13 protein-coding genes and 1 pseudogene are annotated in these 13,736 nt (G+C 71.5%); 6 read left to right on the forward strand and 8 right to left on the reverse strand.

Annotated elements, in window-relative coordinates; genetic code table 11:
• The first annotated feature begins 77 nt into the window (after positions 1 to 77).
• From AMK18_RS10280 to AMK18_RS35195, 6 genes and pseudogenes are all read left to right on the forward strand, one after another.
• A complete protein-coding gene (locus AMK18_RS10280) occupies positions 78 to 839 on the forward strand; it encodes a TetR/AcrR family transcriptional regulator (RefSeq protein ID WP_073862590.1) in 762 nt (253 codons plus the stop codon).
• A gap of 179 nt (positions 840 to 1,018) precedes the next feature.
• On the forward strand, positions 1,019 to 1,558 hold the full coding sequence (locus AMK18_RS10285; RefSeq protein WP_073862591.1) for a hypothetical protein: 540 nt from the start codon (positions 1,019 to 1,021) through the stop codon (positions 1,556 to 1,558).
• 233 nt (positions 1,559 to 1,791) lie between these two features.
• The gene (locus tag AMK18_RS10290; RefSeq protein ID WP_073862592.1) at positions 1,792 to 2,193 is read left to right on the forward strand and encodes a peptidoglycan-binding domain-containing protein; all 402 of its coding nucleotides are present in this window, start codon (positions 1,792 to 1,794) and stop codon (positions 2,191 to 2,193) included.
• A 16-nt stretch (positions 2,194 to 2,209) separates the two neighbouring features.
• Entirely contained in the window at positions 2,210 to 3,289 is a 1,080-nt protein-coding gene (locus AMK18_RS10295; protein WP_073862593.1) for a peptidoglycan recognition protein family protein, read from the forward strand.
• Between the two features lie 40 nt (positions 3,290 to 3,329).
• A pseudogene (locus AMK18_RS35680) lies at positions 3,330 to 3,587 on the forward strand (peptidoglycan-binding domain-containing protein); the annotation flags it as partial.
• Between the two features lie 24 nt (positions 3,588 to 3,611).
• On the forward strand, positions 3,612 to 4,235 hold the full coding sequence (locus tag AMK18_RS35195) for a peptidoglycan-binding domain-containing protein (protein ID WP_376452450.1): 624 nt from the start codon (positions 3,612 to 3,614) through the stop codon (positions 4,233 to 4,235).
• A gap of 58 nt (positions 4,236 to 4,293) precedes the next feature.
• Here the strand turns inward: AMK18_RS35195 and AMK18_RS10305 are convergent, their stop codons facing one another.
• The 8 genes from AMK18_RS10305 to AMK18_RS10340 form a co-directional block, all read right to left on the reverse strand.
• Positions 4,294 to 4,752 carry a VOC family protein gene (locus AMK18_RS10305; protein WP_079199260.1) on the reverse strand — a complete coding sequence of 153 codons (459 nt, stop codon included), beginning with the start codon at positions 4,750 to 4,752 and terminating at the stop codon, positions 4,294 to 4,296.
• Positions 4,740 to 5,744, reverse strand: coding sequence for an EamA family transporter RarD (gene rarD / locus AMK18_RS10310; protein WP_073862595.1), 1,005 nt, complete (start codon positions 5,742 to 5,744; stop codon positions 4,740 to 4,742). Before rarD ends, AMK18_RS10305 begins: the two co-directional genes overlap by 13 nt.
• Positions 5,745 to 5,859: 115 nt before the next feature.
• The gene (locus tag AMK18_RS10315) at positions 5,860 to 6,720 is read right to left on the reverse strand and encodes an SDR family oxidoreductase (protein ID WP_073862596.1); all 861 of its coding nucleotides are present in this window, start codon (positions 6,718 to 6,720) and stop codon (positions 5,860 to 5,862) included.
• Between the two features lie 146 nt (positions 6,721 to 6,866).
• Positions 6,867 to 7,925, reverse strand: coding sequence for a 2-oxoacid:ferredoxin oxidoreductase subunit beta (locus AMK18_RS10320; RefSeq protein ID WP_073862597.1), 1,059 nt, complete (start codon positions 7,923 to 7,925; stop codon positions 6,867 to 6,869).
• Positions 7,918 to 9,873 carry a 2-oxoacid:acceptor oxidoreductase subunit alpha gene (locus AMK18_RS10325; RefSeq protein ID WP_073862598.1) on the reverse strand — a complete coding sequence of 652 codons (1,956 nt, stop codon included), beginning with the start codon at positions 9,871 to 9,873 and terminating at the stop codon, positions 7,918 to 7,920. The genes AMK18_RS10320 and AMK18_RS10325 overlap by 8 nt, the downstream gene beginning before the upstream one ends.
• Positions 9,874 to 10,127: 254 nt before the next feature.
• Complete coding sequence (locus tag AMK18_RS10330; RefSeq protein ID WP_026171285.1) at positions 10,128 to 10,787, reverse strand: response regulator transcription factor; 660 nt, start codon at positions 10,785 to 10,787, stop codon at positions 10,128 to 10,130.
• 145 nt (positions 10,788 to 10,932) lie between these two features.
• The gene (locus AMK18_RS10335; protein ID WP_073862599.1) at positions 10,933 to 12,288 is read right to left on the reverse strand and encodes a sensor histidine kinase; all 1,356 of its coding nucleotides are present in this window, start codon (positions 12,286 to 12,288) and stop codon (positions 10,933 to 10,935) included.
• A 136-nt stretch (positions 12,289 to 12,424) separates the two neighbouring features.
• Positions 12,425 to 13,621: a sensor histidine kinase gene (locus AMK18_RS10340; RefSeq protein WP_198956975.1), complete on the reverse strand. Its 1,197-nt coding sequence runs from the start codon at positions 13,619 to 13,621 to the stop codon at positions 12,425 to 12,427.
• Between the last annotated feature and the right edge of the window lie 115 nt (positions 13,622 to 13,736).

Below are 13,736 nucleotides of genomic sequence, written 5' to 3' on the forward strand. Positions count from 1 at the left end.
TTCGGTTACTGCGATCGTTGTTCGCAGTTCATGTGACCTAAGGTACTGCACGCGTTGTTCGCAGAAAAGGAGGGGCCATGACCGAGCCGCCCGCCCGCAGCATCTGGCTGCGCCCCGAACGCGCCGGACGCGGTCCGGCGCCCACGTTCGACCGCGACCGCATCGCCGCCGCCGGGGTCGCCCTGGCCGACGCGGACGGCCTGCCCGCCGTCACCATGCGGGCCGTGGCGGTCGCCCTCGGGGCCGGACCGGCGTCCCTCTACCGCTACGTGGCCACCCGCGACGAACTGCTTGAGCTGATGATCGACCGGGTCCACGGCGAGATGTCCTACGCCGGGCTCGGCTCCGGACGCTGGCTGGACGACCTGCTCGTCCTGGCCCGGCAGAGCAGGGGCGTCTACCTCGCGCATCCGTGGCTGCTCGACGCGACGGCGACCAGAACCCCGCTCGGGCCGCAGACGGTCACCTACCTGGAGCGCGCCCTGGCCGCGCTCGCCGGTCTCGACGCCGCCCCCCGGACCAAGCTGGAGGCCATCGCCATCCTCAACGCGGTCGTCTCCACCCTGACCCGTACCGAGGTGAACCAGCGTCTCGCCGGGCAGACCATCCCGCAGTGGCAGCGCGCCGAGGCGGAATACCTCACCCAGATCGCCCTGGCGGGCCACCACCCGCACCTCGCCGCCGCCCTGACCGGCCAGCCGCCCGAGCCCGAGGAGTCGCCGGACTCGCTCCTCTCCCGCATCCTCACCCGCGTACTCACCGGCCTCCTCCAGCCCGACACCGCCACCGCGGCCTTCGTACGCGGCGCCACGGACACGGAGCCGCCCGCGGCTTCCTGAGGGTCCCCGAGTCATGGTTGGCCCCGCGGTGTACGAACACCCGTGCCGGGTAGGCGAGTTGGGTGACGTCTGTGGCGGGGGCGGGGATGGGTGCGGTTGCACGGGTGCGGGCGGTGTTCCGGGCGCCTCGGTGGCCTCGGGTCCTCGGGGCGGTGTGCGGGTTCGGTGCGGGGGTCGCGTTGACGGGGGCCGGGGTCGGGTACGACCTGCTGCACAACGGGCCGCTCTACTACGCGCCCGGCTACCTGGTGGTCCTCTTCGGTTCCCTGGCCGTCCTGGTCGCGCTCGGGATCCCCTCCGTGGCGCGCGTCGTGTCGTTGTTCCTGCTGGCGATGGTCCTGATCATCGGGGTCCCGTACGGCTTCCGCAGCGCGGTCCTGGACCTGCGGGGCGAGCGGGTCATGGCCACGGTCGTCGAGGTGAAGCACGGGCATCCCACGTACACCGGCAGTGACAACGATGCCTGCAAGGTCGAAGCGCGGGGGGACACCTTCTGGGTCAAGGGGCTCAGGAAATGCGGTCCGGCCACCCGCCCCGGCGACCGCTTCGAGGTCCTGCGCGACCCCGAGGACCTGGTCGCCGCGTTCGGCGGCCACAAGCCGGTCACCTTCCCGATCCTCATCCCGGCCGTAGCCGCCGTCGTGCTCCTGCTCACCGTCCTCGGCGCCCGGGGGCTGCGCCTGCGTGCCATCGAGGACCGGGCACCCTCGGCGGCCTGAGCGCCCGGCGGCCCGCCGCAGCCCCGTCCCGCCGTCCCGGGCGGGGTGCCCGCGCCTCGACGCCGCACGCCCCTATCGCCGCAGGTCAGCGCATGCGCAGCCGCGTCCCACACGCATCCCGTGCCACCCCTCCGGGCTCCCGGGACGGGAAAGCCTGGAGGGACGGGGCGACGGCTTCCTAGGTTCCTCGGTGTCGGCCCCGTCCGGGTCGTCGCACCCCTCAGGAGATGCCCATGCCCACGCTGCCCAAGGCCGTCCGTGCCGCCGCCGTCACCGGTGCCGCGCTGGCCGCCGTCGCCCTCGCCGGACCGGCCCAGGCGTCCACGAGCGCCGGTTACGTCGCGTACGGCGACAGCGGAACCGCCGTCAAGTGCGTCCAGATCGCCGTCAACGCGTCCAACGTGCAGGGCGACATCACGGTCGACGGGATCTGGGGGGCGCGCACCGAGACCGCCGTGAAGACGTTCCAGCTGATCAACATCTGGGGGGTGGACCCGGTCCACGGGGACCCGATCTTCCTCACCGCGGACGGCGTCGTCGGGCCCTACACGGGCGACGTGATGCTCCGTTACATCGCGGACAACGCATCCGGCTGGAAGAGCACCTGCGCCGCCGCGCTGCCCACCACCCACTGACGCCGAAGGACCTCGCATGACCGCGCTCGACCGACCCCACCCGCACCCGCGCCGCCGGGCCGTACTCACCGGAACACTCGCGCTCGGCGCCGCCGCGCTGCTGCCGCTCGCCGCGCCGGGGCGGGCGCGGGCCGCGACCGGGCCCGTGATCTCCGACTGCGCGGCCTGGGGCGCCCGGCAGCCCAGCAGCCCCGTGAAGACCCTGGCCACCCCGCCGCAGAAGATCATCGTCCACCACACCGCGACCCCCAACAGCACGGACTACTCGCAGAACCAGGCGTTCTCGCTGGCCCGGATCATGCAGAACGACCAGATGGACGTGCGGGGGTGGATCGACACCGGCCAGCACTTCACGATCAGCCGGGGCGCGTACGTGACGGAGGGCCGGCACGGCAGCCTCGCCGCGCTCCAGGGCGGGACGCGGCAGGTGGAGTCGGCGCACTGCACCGGGCAGAACACCGTGGCCATCGGCATCGAGAACGAGGGCACGTACATGACGGTCGACCCTCGCGGCGAGCAGTACGCCCGCCTCGTGGAGCTGTGCGCGCACATCTGCCGCCAGTACGGGATTCCCGCGTACCAGATCTACGGCCACCGCGACTTCAACAGCACCGACTGCCCCGGCGACCGCCTCTACGCCCTGCTGCCGCAGCTGCGCCAGGACGTGGCGGCCCGCGTCGGCGGCGACCCGGCCCCGGCCGTGTGGCCCGTGCTCTCGACCGGGAACACCGGCGAGCGCGTCCGTACGCTCCAGCTCCTGCTGAACGGGCGCGGTGCCGCGCTCACGGCGGACGGCGACTACGGCCCCGCGACCCAGGCGGCGGTGCTCGCCTTCCAGAAGAACGAGACCGCGACCCCGGACGGCGTCGCGGGCCTCCAGACCTGGAACCAGCTCGCCGCGCCCGCCCGGCAGGGCGACTCCGGCACGGCGGTGGAGGCCGCCCAGCGCCAGCTCGCGGCGCACGGCATCGCGACGGACGTCGACGGCGCCTTCGGACCCGGGACCGCGGCGAGCGTGGCCCGGTTCCAGACGACCCGGTCGCTGCCCGCCGACGGCGTCGTGGACGCCCGTACGTGGAGCCGGCTCGTCGCGTAATCCCGCTCTTCCCGCACCTCATCCCACAGGAGAAACGTTCATGAGACGCGCAGCGTCCGTCATCACCGCGGTGTTCGCCGCACTCCTCGCCACCCTGCTCGTCGTCCCGGCCGCCCAGGCCGCCGGCTGGCCCGTCGTGGACAGCGGCGACAAGGGCGCCGATGTCACGACCGTCCAGCACCTGCTGACCGCGCGCGGCTTCAGCACCACCGCCGACGGGGACTTCGGCCCCGGCACGGTGACCAGTGTCCGCAACTTCCAGACCGCCAACGGCCTGTCGGCGGACGGCGCGGTCGGCCCCGCCTCCTGGCCGAAGCTCATCGTGACCGTCAGCAACGGCAGCAACGGCTCGGCCGTCAAGGCCCTTCAGGTCCAGCTCAACAAGTACGGCGGCGGGCTCACGGTCGACGGGGCCTTCGGCTCCGGCACCGAGGCGAAGGTGCGCGCGTTCCAGCAGTCCAAGGGCCTCAGCCCGGTCGACGGCATCGTCGGCCCGGCCACCTGGGAGGCGCTGCTCTCCGGCTCCGGGTCCACCGGCGGCGGCAGCGGCACCCTGACGCACGCCCAGGCCGCCGCCCAGTTCAACGCGGCCGGCATCGGCTGGGTCTCCTCCGGCAACTGCTCGGACCGCACCAAGAGCACCTGCACCTCGTTCGACGGGCTGCGCGCCGCCACGGCCAACGGGGCCGTCGCGCTGAAGCAGGCGGTGGGCGGCTGCACGCTCACCATCACCGGCGGCACCGAGACCGGGCACGCCTCGGGCACGTACAGCCACGGCAACGGCTACAAGCTGGACTTCCAGCGGGTGGCCTGCCTGACCAGCCACATCACCGGCACCTTCACGCACACCGGCACCCGCAGCGACGGCGCCGCGCTCTACACCGCGCCGTCCGGCAACATCTACGCGGACGAGGGCAGCCACTGGGACGTGACCTTCGTCGGCTGAGGCACGGAACGCGGAGGGGGCCGGCAGGCCACGGGGGACCTGCCGGCCCCCTCCGCGTCTACTGCACGCAGAATTCGTTGCCCTCGGGGTCCGTGAGCACCGTCCACCGGCCCCCCGGCTCCTCCACCTCGCGCTCGACCTTCGCGCCCAGCGCGACCACGCGCGCCACCTCGGCCTCGCGGCGCTCCGGGCCCGCGTGGAGGTCGAGGTGGAGGCGGTTCTTCACGGTCTTCGGCTCGGCGACGCGCTGGAAGAGCAGGCGACGGCCGTGCCCGGCGCCGCTGTCCTCGTCGTACGGGTCGTCGGGGTGCCGCACCGCCGCCAGGTCGAGCCAGGCGCGGCGGCCGTGCGCGGTGGTGGTGAGCGCTTCGGGGACGGCCCCGATGCCCAGGAGCTTTTCGATCAGGGGGCTGTTGTCCTCGATCTCGTAACCGAGGGCCTGGGACCAGAAGCCGGCCTGCGCGTGCGGGTCGGCGGCGTCGATGACGACTTTCCACTCAAGGGTCATGATCGGCATTCTGTCCCGGCGCCGGGAGTTTTGCCGGGTGCTACCTCGATCCGCTCAGCGCCCGCCGGTGCCGCCGTCGCCGTCGCGGCCAGCCGGGCCGCCTGCGCCTGGGCCCGGTTGCGGCGCGCGGTCCGCAGCGCGTCCCAGGTGAGGACGATCAGCGCCACCCACACCAGGGCGAACCCGGCCCACCGCTCCGGCGGCATCTCCTCGTGGAAGTAGGCGACGCCCAGCAGGAACTGGGCGATCGGGGTCATGTACTGGAGCAGCCCGATGGTCGAGAGCGGGATGCGGATCGCGGCGGCCCCGAAGAGGATCAGCGGCACCGCCGTGACCACGCCGGTCGAGGCGAGGAGCGCGGTGTGCCCGGCGCCCTCGGAGGTCAGGGTCGAGGTGCCCTGCGCGCCCAGCCAGATCAGATAGCCGAGCGCGGGCAGGAAGAGCACGGCGGTCTCGACGGTGAGCGATTCCAGGCCGCCCATGTCGACCTTCTTCTTGACCAGGCCGTACGTCGCGAAGGAGAACGCCAGGATCAGCGAGATCCACGGCGGCTTCCCGTATCCGATGGCCAGCACGAGCACCGCCAGGACGCCCGTGGCGACCGCCGCCCACTGCGCCGGGCGCAGCCGCTCGCCCAGGAGCAGAACGCCCATGGCGATGGTGACCAGCGGGTTGATGAAGTAGCCGAGGGACGCCTCGACCACATGGCCGCTGTTCACGGCCCAGATGTACAGGCCCCAGTTGACGGTGATCGTGCAGGCCGCGATACCGAGCATCCCCAGCTTGCGCGGCTGCCGCAGCAGCGGTCCGATCCAGGACCAGCGGCGCAGCACCAGCAGCAGGACCGCCACCACACCGAGCGACCACACCATGCGGTGGGCCAGGATCTCGACCGCCCCGGCCGGCTTCAGCAGCGGCCAGTACAGCGGGACGAGGCCCCACATCCCGTACGCGGCGAAGCCGGAGAGGAGTCCGGCCCGTTGCTCATTCGTCCCCTGCACGGGCCCCTCCTGGTGGGTGGTGGTCGTACGACCGTCAACCACATGAAGGTAGCGCCGCCGGGCCCCGGTGTCATGTCCGTATCGCCAGACGGTCATGACACCGGGGGCGTACGCATCAGAGCGCGGCGACCGCGGCCGCGACGGTGTCCGCCACCGGGGTCGTCGGGCGGCCGATCAGGCGGGCCAGGTCGCCGCTGGTGCCGGCAAGCTTCCCGCGCCGGACGGCCTGGTCCACGTCGACCAGGATCGCCGCGAAGCCCTCGGGCAGCCCGGCGCCGGTCAGGATCTCCTGGTGGACGGCGGCCGGGACGTCGTTGTGGACGATCTCCTTGCCGGTGGCCTTCGCGACCACGGCCGCGTAGTCGGCGTAGGACAGGGCGGCGTCGCCGCTCAGCTCGTACGCGCGGTTCAGGTGGCCCTCGCCGGTCAGGACGGCGGCCGCGGCGGCCGCGTAGTCGTCGCGGGAGGCGTAGGCGATACGGCCGTCGCCCGCACTGCCGACGACCGCGCCGTGCTCCAGGACCGGGGCCAGGTTCGCGGTCAGGTTCTCCGTGTACCAGCCGTTGCGCAGGAAGGTGTACGGCAGGCCGGAGTCCAGGATCAGCTGCTCGGTCGCCCGGTGCTCGTCGGCCAGCGTGAAGTCCGCGTCGGGCCCGCCGAGGATGCCGGTGTACGCGAGCTGGGCGACGCCCGCCGCCTTGGCCGCGTCGATGACCGCGGCGTGCTGCGGGACGCGGCTGCCGACCTCGCTGCCGGAGATGAGGAGGACCCGGTCGCCGGAGCGGAAGGCGCCCGTCAGGGTCTCGGGGTGGCTGTAGTCGGCGATGCGCAGCTCGACGCCCCGGGCGGCGAGGGGGGCGGCCTTCTCCTTGTCGCGGACCACGGCGACGACCTCGGAGGCGGGGACGGTGGTCAGCAGGTGCTCGATGACGAGACGGCCGAGTGCTCCGGTGGCTCCGGTGACGACGATGCTCATGGGGGGTTCCTCCTCGTTTGTTCGCTTCGCTCTCAGACACCACCTTACGGAATGCGCTAACTAAAAGAAAGTGTGCTGGTCAGGGCATGTAAAACGCGCCGGACCCGCCCCTCGTGGGCAGGTCCGGCGCGCTCTGGTGCCGGGCGTCAGCCGACGACGGTCCAGTTGTCGTTGCCGGCGAGGAGTGCGGCGAGGTCGCCCTTGCCGTGGCGTTCGACGGCGGTGTCGAGCTGGTCGGCCATGGTGGTGTCGTAGACCGGGCGTTCCACGCTGCGCAGGACGCCGATGGGGGTGTGGTGGAGGGTGTCGGCGTCGGCGAGGCGGGACAGTGCGAAGGCGGTGGTGGGGCTGGGGGCGTGGGCGTCGTGGACGAGGATCTGTGCCTTGTTGTCCTCGGTGACCGGGACGACTTGGAGGTCGCCGGTGAGGGTGTCGCGGATGACGCCCTTGGAGCCGTTCGTGCCGAAGACGATCGGCTGGCCGTGTTCGAGGCGGATGACGGCTTCCTGGGCCTGGTCCTTGTCCTTGAAGACTTCGAAGGCGCCGTCGTTGAAGATGTTGCAGTTCTGGTAGATCTCGACCAGGGCGGTGCCGGGGTGGTCGGCGGCGGCCCGCAGCACGCTCGTGAGGTGCTTGCGGTCCGAGTCCACGGTTCTCGCGACGAAGGATGCCTCCGCGCCGATCGCCAGCGAGACGGGGTTGAACGGGGCGTCCAAGGAGCCCATGGGTGTGGATTTGGTGATCTTGCCCTGTTCGGAGGTGGGGGAGTACTGGCCCTTGGTGAGTCCGTAGATCCGGTTGTTGAAGAGGAGGATCTTGAGGTTGACGTTGCGGCGCAGGGCGTGGATGAGGTGGTTGCCGCCGATGGACAGGGCGTCGCCGTCACCGGTGACGACCCACACCGACAGGTCGCGCCGCGAGGTGGCCAGACCGGTTGCGATGGACGGCGCGCGCCCATGAATCGAGTGCATCCCGTAGGTGTTCATGTAGTACGGGAAGCGGGAGGAGCAGCCGATGCCGGAGATGAAGACGATGTTTTCTTTGGCGAGGCCGAGGTCGGGCATGAAGCCTTGGACGGCGGCGAGGACGGCGTAGTCGCCGCAGCCGGGGCACCAGCGCACTTCCTGGTCGGACTTGAAGTCCTTCATGGTCTGCTTGGCTTCGGCCTTGGGGACGAGCTGGAGCAGTTCGTTGACCTCAGGCATCGATGGCCTCCTCGAGAGCGGTGGCGAGCTGCTCGGCCTTGAACGGCATGCCGTTGACCTGGTTGTAACTGTGCGCGTCGACCAGGTACTTGGCGCGGATGAGCGTGGCCAGCTGACCGAGGTTCATCTCGGGGACGACCACCTTGTCGTAACGCGCCAGCACCTCACCCAGATTCCTGGGGAACGGGTTGAGATGACGCACATGCGCCTGCGCAATGGAACGCCCCGAAGCCCGCAGACGGCGCACCGCCGCCGTGATCGGGCCGTACGTCGAACCCCACCCGAGGACGAGGGTCTTCGCTTCCGCCGGGTCGTCGACCTCCAGGTCGGGTACTTGGATGCCGTCGATTTTGGCTTGGCGGGTGCGAACCATGAAGTCGTGGTTGGCGGGGTCGTAGGAGATGTTGCCGGTGCCGTCCTGCTTCTCGATCCCCCCGATCCGGTGCTCAAGCCCCGGCGTCCCCGGAACCGCCCAGGGGCGGGCGAGTGTCTGCGGGTCACGCTTGTAGGGCCAGAACACTTCGGTGCCGTCGGCGAGTTCGTGGTTGGGGCCGCCCGCGAACTGGACACGCAGGTCCGGCAGCTGGTCGAGTTCGGGGATGCGCCAGGGTTCGGAGCCGTTGGCGAGGTAGCCGTCGGAGAGCAGGAAGACCGGGGTGCGGTAGGTCAGGGCGATCCGGGCCGCGTCCAGGGCGGCGTCGAAGCAGTCGGCCGGGGTGCGCGGGGCCACGATCGGGACCGGCGCCTCACCATTGCGCCCATACATCGCCTGGAGCAGGTCGGCCTGCTCGGTCTTGGTCGGCAGCCCGGTCGAGGGCCCGCCGCGCTGGATGTCCACGATCAGCAACGGCAGTTCCAACGACACGGCCAGCCCGATGGTCTCCGACTTCAGCGCCACACCGGGACCGGATGTCGTGGTCACGGCGAGGGAACCACCGAAGGCTGCGCCGAGTGCGGCGCCGATGCCGGCGATCTCGTCCTCGGCCTGGAACGTGCGCACACCGAAGTTCTTGTGCTTGCTCAGTTCGTGCAGGATGTCGGAGGCCGGGGTGATCGGGTACGAGCCGAGGTACAACGGCAGGTCCGCCTGGCGGCCCGCGGCGATCAGCCCGTAGGACAGGGCGAGGTTCCCGGAGATGTTGCGGTAGGTGCCGGTGGGGAAGGCTTGGGAGGCGGGGGCGACTTCGTAGCTGACGGCGAAGTCCTCCGTCGTCTCGCCGAAGTTCCACCCGGCCCGGTAGGCGGCCACGTTCGCCTCGGCGATCTGCGGCTTCTTCGCGAACTTCGCCCGCAGGAACGTCTCGGTGCCCTCGGTCGGCCGGTGATACATCCACGACAGCAGCCCGAGCGCGAACATGTTCTTCGACCGCTCGGCCTCCTTGCGGGAGAGCCCGAACTCCTTCAGCGCCTCGATCGTCAGCGTCGTCAACGGCACCGGATGAACGTTGTACGCCTGAAGCGAGCCGTCCTCCAGCGGGTTGGTCTCGTAGCCGACCTTCGCCATCGGCCGCTTCGTGAACTCGTCGGTGTTCACGATGATTTCGGCCCCGCGCGGCACATCGGCGATGTTCGCCTTCAACGCGGCCGGGTTCATCGCGACCAACACGTTCGGCGCGTCCCCGGGCGTCAGGATGTCGTGATCGGCGAAATGCAGCTGGAACGACGAAACCCCCGGCAGGGTCCCTGCGGGGGCACGGATCTCGGCCGGAAAGTTCGGCAGCGTGGACAGATCGTTCCCGAAGGACGCCGTCTCCGAGGTGAACCGGTCACCCGTGAGCTGCATGCCGTCACCCGAGTCACCCGCGAAACGGATGATGACCCGGTCCAGACGGCGGACTTCCTTCTCGCCGCTTCCTGCGGCTGCGGACTGGGGGGCACGCTGTCCCCCTACGGTCGCCTCGCTGGCATCGTCGGCCTGCTCGGCTGGGCTACTGACCTGGCTGGTCACTTACTGGACCTCCCTCGGCACGGCGGCTCGGAACCGTCCGGCCCGCCGGAGGTCCCCCGCCCACCCTACGTCCGTAAGGGTCGCCTACCTCTGCAGATCACATGATGGACGGCAATTTGAGACGCATTTCGGCACGTTGGCGTAGTGGATGCGGAGACGTGTTCCGGCGCTGTTCCGTCATGATCCACCAGCCGCCCGGCTCCCCGTCGGACCCGCGCCCGGGGCGGTGGCGCCGTGTCAGGAGTTCGGACGCGTCAGGAGTTCAGATACGTCAGTACCGCGAGCACCCGGCGGTGGTCGCCCTCGCTCGGGGCCAGGCCCAGCTTCTGGAAGATGTTGCTGACGTGCTTCTCGACCGCCCCGTCGCTCACCACCAGCTGCTTGGCCACCGCGGAGTTCGTACGCCCCTCCGCCATCAGGCCCAGCACCTCGCGCTCACGCGGCGTCAGCCCGGCCAGCACGTCCTGCTTCCGGCTGCGGCCCAGCAGCTGCGCCACCACCTCCGGGTCCAGCGCCGTACCGCCCTGCGCCACCCGGACCACCGCGTCCACGAACTCCCGGACCTCGGCGACCCGGTCCTTCAGCAGATAGCCGACGCCCCGGCTGGACCCGGCCAGCAGCTCGGTGGCGTACTGCTCCTCCACGTACTGCGAGAGGACCAGCACCCCGATTCCCGGGTAGTCCCGGCGCAGCCGCACCGCCGCCCGGACGCCCTCGTCGGTGTGGGTCGGGGGCATCCGCACATCCGCGACCACCACGTCCGGCAGCGCGTCCTGCCCGGCGAGGTCGCCGATCGTCTTGATCAGCGCCTCCGCGTCCCCGACGCCCGCGACGACGTCGTGTCCGAGATCGGTCAGCAACCGGGTCAGTCCCTCCCGGAGCAGTACCGAATCCTCGGCGATGACCACGCGCACCCTGTCCTCCACCACGACGCTGTTTCCCCCACTGCTCGCTCGCTCGCCGGTACGGCCCGTACGCCGTCCAGCATCCCAGTAACGGCAGTGACGTCGCGAGCGTTCGCGGGGTTGACCTCAGTGGTGCCGTGCCGTGGATGCGCGGTCAGCCGCGCCAGGGCAGCTCCGCCGTGACCTTCGTCGGGCCGCCCACCGGCGAGTCGACCACCAGGACCCCGTCGACGGCATCCAGCCGCTCGGTGAGCCCGGCGAGCCCGCTGCCCGAGGCCGGGTCGGCGCCGCCGCGCCCGTCGTCGGTCACCTGGAGCAGGAGGCGGTCCTCGGTGCGCCACACGTCGACCGAGGCGCGGGTGGCCCCGGAGTGCTTGCTGATGTTCTGGAGGAGCTCGGAGACCGTGAAGTACGCGATGCCCTCGATGGCCTGCGCGGGCCGGGACGGGAGGTCCACCTCCACGGTGACCGGCACGGTGCAGCGCGAGGCGACGGCGGAGAGCGCGGCGTCGAGGCCGCGGTCGGTGAGGACGGCGGGGTGGATGCCGCGGGCGAGGTCGCGGAGTTCCTGGAGGGCGACCTTCACCTCGCCGTGCGCCTCGTCCACCATGCGCGCGGCCGCCTCCGGGTCGTCCGTCAGCTTCTCCTTCGCGAGGCCCAGGTCCATGGCGAGGGCGACGAGGCGGGCCTGGGCGCCGTCGTGGAGGTCGCGCTCGATGCGGCGGAGGTCCGCGGCGGCGGTGTCCACGACGACACCCCGGTCCGACTCCAGCTCCGTGACGCGCTCCGCCAGCCGGGACGGGCTCAGCAGCCCCGCGACCATCAGCCGGTCGACGGTCGCCAGGCCCCGGATCACCCAGGGGGTGACGAGGACGATGCCCAGGCCGAGCCCGGCGGTCAGCGCGAGATCGACGCCCGAGTCGAGGTAGACCTCGTGCTGGGTGTCCCCGTACAGCTGGATGCCCGAGACGCCGGTGTGCGAGGGCACGAACCAGTGCCACAGCGGGTAGGTGAGCGCCGCCCAGCCCCACGCCTGGAGCGTCAGCGCGACGCAGAACGCGAAGACCGCCCACGGGAAGTGCAGCAGCGCGTACAGCAGGTGCCGCCAGGACACCCCGCTCTTCAGGACCGCGCCGGTCCAGGACAGCAGCCCGCCCTTGCGGCCGCGCACCGGCGCCGGATCGGCCACGTCCAGCCGCAGCAGGGTCCGCGCCCGGGTCCGCTCCAGCATCCCGAAGCCCCGGCACATCGCCAGGCCGCCCGCCAGCACCGGGATGCCGAGGAAGGTGACGAGGAGCCCGGCGCCCAGCGAGACCATGGTGATCGCGAAGGTGAAGAGCACGATGCTGATCGGCAGGCTCAGCATGAGGTAGAGGAACTCGCGCCAGGTCCTGCCCTCCAGCGGCGCCCGCAGCGCGGCCGGCAGGACGTGTCGCCGCGGGGGACGGTTCCCGAGGCCGCTTCCCGACCGCTGAGGGTCCCGTGTGTCCGGTCCGTATGCCGTGGCCATGGGGTTCCGTCCGTTTCTTCTGCGTCCGTGAAGGTGCGTGCGTCTGTGGAGGTGCGTGCGTTCTGTACTTCAAGAGTGCTGGGCGGGGCGCCGCCGCACCATGAGGGCGGTATCCGTCTCGGAGCGGGGGTTTTCCCTACCCCTTGACGCGCTGGGCGCTCTTCTCGGCGCCCCGGTCGCGCCACGGCAGCTCCGCCGTGACGGTCGTCGGGCCGCCGGCGGGCGATTCGAGTACGAAGACCCCGTCGACGGCGTCCAGCCGCTCCGCGAGCCCCGCCATGCCCGTACCGCCGTCCATCGAGGCCCCGCCCCGCCCGTCGTCGCCGACCTGGATCAGCAGCCGGTCGCCGGAGCGCCACACGTCGACGGACGCCGTACGGGCCCCGCTGTGCTTGCTGACGTTCTGCAGGAGTTCCGAGACCGTGAAGTACGCGATGCCCTCGATGGCCTGCGCCGGGCGCCCCGGAAGATCCACCCGTACGGAGACGGGCACGGTGCAGCGCGAGGCGATCGCGGAGAGGGCGGCGTCGAGGCCGCGGTCGGTGAGGACGGCGGGGTGGATGCCGCGGGCGAGGTCGCGGAGTTCCTGGAGGGCGACCTTCACCTCGCCGTGTGCCTCGTCCACCATGCGCGCGGCCGCCTCCGGATCGTCCGTCAGCTTCTCCTTGGCCAGGCCGAGCCCCATCGCGAGGGCGACGAGGCGGGCCTGCGCCCCGTCGTGCAGGTCGCGCTCGATGCGGCGCAGGTCCGCGGCGGCCGTGTCGACCACCACGCCCCGGTCCGACTCCAGCTCCGCGATGCGGCGTTCCAGGTCGTCGGAGGGCGAGAGCAGCCCGCGCACCATGGCCCGGTCCGCGTTGCCCATCAGCCGCGCCGCGTAGGGGAGCGCCGGCCACACGATGAGGCAGACGAGCGTCACGACGAAGGTGAGGATGCCCCACGGCAGCCGTACGAACGAGTACAGGGCCGCCCGCCAGGCGACCGGGTCGCGCAGGCTGGTCCACAGCCACACGAAGAACCCGTCGTCCTCGCGGCCCCGGGCCGGCGGGCTCGGCTCCTCGACCACGACCCCCAGCAGCTTGCGGGCGCGGGCGCGCTCGGCGCGGCCGATCAGCCGGGACCCCTGGAGCCCGGCGGCCAGCAGCGGCAGACCGACGACGGTGACCGCGAGGCCCACGCCGATCGCGATCATCACCACCGTGTAGACGAAACCGACGATCGCCGTCGGCAGGTTGGAAAGAAGGTGCGCGACCTCCTTCCACGTCCACCGGCCGAAGGCGAAGCGGACGGGAGGCGGCCCGTCGTGGGCGGGCACCTGGGGGCTCATGGTCATACGACCAGCCTGCCGGGCGCGCGAGGCGGATGCCATGGGGCTCGTGGGTGAGGTGAAGTAGGGATATCCCCACCCGTGCCCCACTCGTGCCCCGCCCGTCCCACCCTCGTTCCCC

The sequence above is a fragment of the Streptomyces sp. CB01249 genome (assembly GCF_001905735.1).
In the GTDB taxonomy this organism is placed as follows: domain Bacteria; phylum Actinomycetota; class Actinomycetes; order Streptomycetales; family Streptomycetaceae; genus Streptomyces.